Annotated in this window: 3 protein-coding genes; 2 read left to right on the plus strand and 1 reads right to left on the minus strand. The window is 75.9% G+C overall.

All coding sequences use genetic code 11. The features are described from left to right. Window positions 1-49: 49 nt before the first annotated feature. Window positions 50-835: an AfsR/SARP family transcriptional regulator gene (locus tag ADY01_RS33640; RefSeq protein WP_159001597.1), complete on the minus strand. Its 786-nt coding sequence runs from the start codon at window positions 833-835 to the stop codon at window positions 50-52. A gap of 129 nt (window positions 836-964) precedes the next feature. On the opposite strand from ADY01_RS33640, the gene ADY01_RS33645 reads away from it, so the two are divergent. Then, window positions 965-3,247: an MMPL family transporter gene (locus tag ADY01_RS33645; RefSeq protein WP_049580555.1), complete on the plus strand. Its 2,283-nt coding sequence runs from the start codon at window positions 965-967 to the stop codon at window positions 3,245-3,247. Window positions 3,248-3,296: 49 nt separating this feature from the next. Then, window positions 3,297-4,129 (plus strand): histidine kinase dimerization/phosphoacceptor domain-containing protein (locus ADY01_RS33650; protein ID WP_049580556.1); only part of this gene is annotated, 833 nt, incomplete at its 3' end.

Here is a 4,129-nt window from a genome sequence, read left to right on the forward strand (position 1 = left end):
CGGAGGCGCTGTGGCGCGGGGAGTTCGCCGAGGGGCTGGCGGGCCCGGCTCAGGAGGCGAGCACCGACTCCGGCAGCAGCGCGGGGTCCTGACGCAGCATCCGCTGGTGCAGGACGCGCAGCGCCGGACCCGGGTCGGACCCCATCTCCTCCGCGATCCGGAGCCGCGCGTCCTCGAACGTCCGCAGCGCCGCCGCCGACTGGCCGCTGCGGTAGAACGCCAGCATCAGCAGTCCCACCAGCCGCTCCCGCATCGGATGCTCCGCCACCTGCCGGACCAGCTCGTGCACACACTCGTGGTACCGCCGCAGCTCCAGCTCGCCCTCGAGCCGCGCCTCCAGCACCATCAGCCGCTTCTCCGCCCACCGCTGCCGCTCGGCCGCGAGCACGGGCCCGGCCAGCCCCTCGGCGAACTCCCCGCGCCACAGCGCCTCCGCGCGCACGACCAGTTCCACCGCCCGCGCGCCCTGACCGGCGTCCCGGGCCGCCACCGCCCGCGCCAGCAGCGCCCGCCGCTCCGCCAGATCGGCGATCACCACCCCGCCGAGCAGGTACCCGCTGCCGGTCCACCGCAGCTCGGGCGCCTCCCCGCCCACCGCGTCCACGAGCGCGCGCCGCAGCCCTGACACGTACTTCTGCACCAGGTTCCGCACCTGCGCGGGCGGCCGGTCCCCCCACACCGCGTCCACCAGCGCCGCGTAGGTGAGCGGGCGCCCCTCCTGGAGCAGCAGCACCGCGAGCACCGCCCGCTGCCGCGGCGGGCCCAGCGCCACCTCGCCCCCGGGACCCAGCGCCCGCAACGGACCCAGCAGCTCGAAACGCAACCCCTCAGCCATGCGTCGAGCGTAACGCCGCGCCCCGGCCGGGCCGCCGTTCCAGCGGATCTTCCAGCGGCCGTTCCAGCGGACGGTCAGCGCCACCGGCGACCGTTGCCCCGACACTTCCGCGGGAAAGGGAACGACCTCATGGCACGGCGAGACGAACGAGGCCACGGGCCGCTGACCGCACTCGGCCGCCTGGTGGTGCGGCGCGGCGGCACCATCCTGCTGGCCGCCGCGGCGCTCCTCCTCGGCCTCGGCGTCTACGGGGCGGGCGCCCAGGGCGACCTGGACCTGGCCCGCTGGGACGCTCCCGGCACCGAGTCGGTGCGGGTGCAGGAGGTGCTGCGCGAGGAGTTCGGCACCGGGAACCCCAACCTGGCGCTGCTGGTCACCGCGGGCGACGGCGACGTCGACAGCCCGGCGACGGCCGCGGCGGGCCGCGCCCTCGCCGAGGAACTGGCGGGCCACCCCATGGTCACCGACACCAGCTCCTACTGGGACGGCGGGGACGGCGGGGACGGCGGGGGCGGCGGGGACGCTGCGCTGCGCTCCGCCGACGGCGACCGCGCCCTGATCCTCGCCCGCCTCGAAGGCAGCGCCACCGACACCCGGGCCGAACTGGCCGACCTCTCGCCCCGGCTGGCCCGCGAGATCCCCGGCATCAGCGTCGCGGTCGGCGGCCAGGAGGAGGTCTCCCGGCAGGTCGGCGAGCAGGCGGCGCGCGACTTCCTGACCGCGGAGGCCATCGTCCTGCCCGCCGTCCTGCTCCTCCTGATCCTGGTCCACCGGCGCACCGTCGCGGCCCTCCTCACCGTCGGCGTCGGCCTGTTCTCCGTGCTCGGCACCCTGGCCGGACTCCGGCTGCTGGCCCAGTTCACCGAGGTCTCCACCTTCGCCGCCAACCTCGCCCTGGTCCTGGGCCTGGGCCTCGGCATCGACTACAGCCTCTTCCTCATCAACCGCTACCGCGAGGAACGCGCCACCGGCCGGGACACCGAGGACGCCGTCGCCCACGCGGTGGCCGCAGCCGGCCGCACCATCGTCTTCAGCGGTGCCACCGTCGCCGTCTCGCTGGCGACCCTGCTGGTCTTCCCGTTCTTCTTCCTCGCCTCCTTCGCCTACGCCGGCATCCTCGTCGTCCTGACCGCCGTCGCCGGGGCCGTGATCGTCCTGCCCGCCGCCCTCGCCCGCTGGGGCCACCGCGTGGACCGCCCCGCCACCGGCGCCCCCGGCCGCTTCTGGCACCGAACCGCGCTGGCCGTCATGCGCCGCCCGCTGCTGACCGGCGCGGCAGCCCTGGCCGTGCTGCTCTTCCTCGCCTCCCCGCTGCTCGGCCTGCGCCTCGGGCTCCCCGACCAGCGCACGCTCCCCGAGGGCACGTCGAGCCGGGTCGCCGCCGAGGACGTGCGCGAGCACTTCGCCGCCGAGCCGACCGACACGCTCTTCGCCGTCGCCCCCGGCGCCGATTCCGCGCCGCGGGACACCGCCGCCTACGCCACCGCGCTCTCCCGCGTGCCCGGCGTCTTCCAGACCCTCTCCGCGACGGGCACCTACCGGGCGGGGGAGCGCGTCGCGCCGCCCGGCCCCGGCTCCGCGGAGATGACCTCCGCGGCGGGCTCCGCCCTCGTCTCCGTGGTGCCCACCCAGGAGGCGATGGAGGGCGACGTCCCCGGCCTCGTCGCGGGCATCCGCGCCGTCGACGCCCCCGAGGGCACCCTGGTGGGCGGCTACCCGGCCGAGACCACCGACTTCCGCACCACGCTGCTCGACCGCGTGCCGCTCGTCGCCGCCCTCATCCTGCTGATCACCTGCGGCGTCCTGTTCCTGATGACCGGCAGCGTCCTGCTTCCGGTCAAGGCCACCCTGCTCAACCTGCTCAGCCTGTCGGTGATGTTCGGCGCACTGGTGTGGATCTTCCAGGAGGGCAACCTCTCCGGCGTCCTCGGCTTCACCCCCACCGGCTCCATCGAGCCCAGCATCCCGATGCTCATGTTCTGCGTGACCTACGGCCTGTCCATGGACTACGAGGTGTTCCTCCTCGCCCGCATCACGGAGGAAGACGTCCGCACCGGGGACACCGAGCTGGCCGTCGCCACCGGCATCCGGCGCACCGCCCCGCTGATCACCGCCGCCGCCGGCATCCTCGTCCTCGCCTTCGCCACCTACGCGACCAGCGGCGTCGTCTTCCTCAAGGAGCTGGGCGTCGGCACGGCCCTGGTGATCCTCGTGGACGCCACCCTGATCCGCATGGTGCTGCTGCCCGCCACCATGCGCCTGGCCGGCGGCGCCAACTGGTGGGCCCCCGGCCCGCTGCGCCGCCTGCACGCCCGGATCGGGCTCTCCGAGGCCCCGGCGCCCGGGTCGGTGGCCGCCGGCGAGCCCGCCGAGCGCCCCCGCGACGTACTGCCGCGGGAGTACGCCGGATGACCACGACCGGCCGACGCGACCCCCCGCCGACCGGGCTAGCGTTGCCGGCATGACCGCAGACACCACGGGGCAGGGCCGCGGCGGTGGCCCGCCCTGGCAACGCTGGCAGGGCTGGCAGCGGCGGCTCGCCGCGCAGCCCCCCGCCGCCCGGCTCCCGTGGCTGTCCTCGGGCGCGGTCCTGTTCTTCCAGTTCGTCGGCTCGCACTTCGCCGCCGTCAACCAGCCGGACCGGGCCGCGCTCGACCCGTTCGCCCGCACCCTGCTGATCGTCGGCCCGCTGCTGCTGCTCCTGCGCCGCCGCCACCCCGCGCAGGTCGCCCTCGCGACCTCCGCCATCGTGCTGCTCTACCTCGCCACCGGCTACCCCTACGGGCCCGCCTTCCTCAGCGTGGTCGTCGGCGCGTTCAGCGCCGTCGTCGCCGGCCACCGCAGGGCGGCCTGGGCCGCCATGGGCCTGCTGTGGGGCGGCCATCTGCTGGTCGGCCACCTCCTCTACCGGTGGCTGCCGCCCTCGGGCGACCCCCCGCAGGACTGGAGCGCCGACGGCGGCCTCGCCGCCTGGGCCGTCGCCGTCCTCGCCGTCTCCGAGCTGCTCCGCGTCCGCCGCGAAACGCTCGCCGGAGAGCGGGCCGCGCGCGAGGAGGCCGAACGCCGCCGCGCCGACGAGGAGCGGCTGCGCATCGCCCGCGAGTTGCACGACGTGCTCGCCCACAGCATCTCCGTCATCAACGTCCAGGCGGGCATGGGCCTGGCCCTCCTCGACTCCGACCCCGAGCAGGCCCGCACCGCGCTGACCACCATCAAGGCGGCCAGCAAGGAGGCCCTGGGCGAGGTGCGGCAGGTCCTCGACACCCTCCGCACCCCGGGCTCGGCTCCCCGCGC

Source organism: Streptomyces sp. SBT349, assembly GCF_001083795.1.
In the GTDB taxonomy this organism is placed as follows: Bacteria; Actinomycetota; Actinomycetes; order Streptomycetales; family Streptomycetaceae; genus Streptomyces.

Excerpts from the sequence above, each read along its gene's own strand:
- ADY01_RS33640 (WP_159001597.1), bottom strand. The coding sequence starts at position 835 with ATGGCTGAGGGGTTGCGTTTCGAGCTGCTGGGTCCGTTGCGGGCGCTG.
- ADY01_RS33645 (WP_049580555.1), top strand. The coding sequence starts at position 965 with ATGGCACGGCGAGACGAACGAGGCCACGGGCCGCTGACCGCACTCGGC.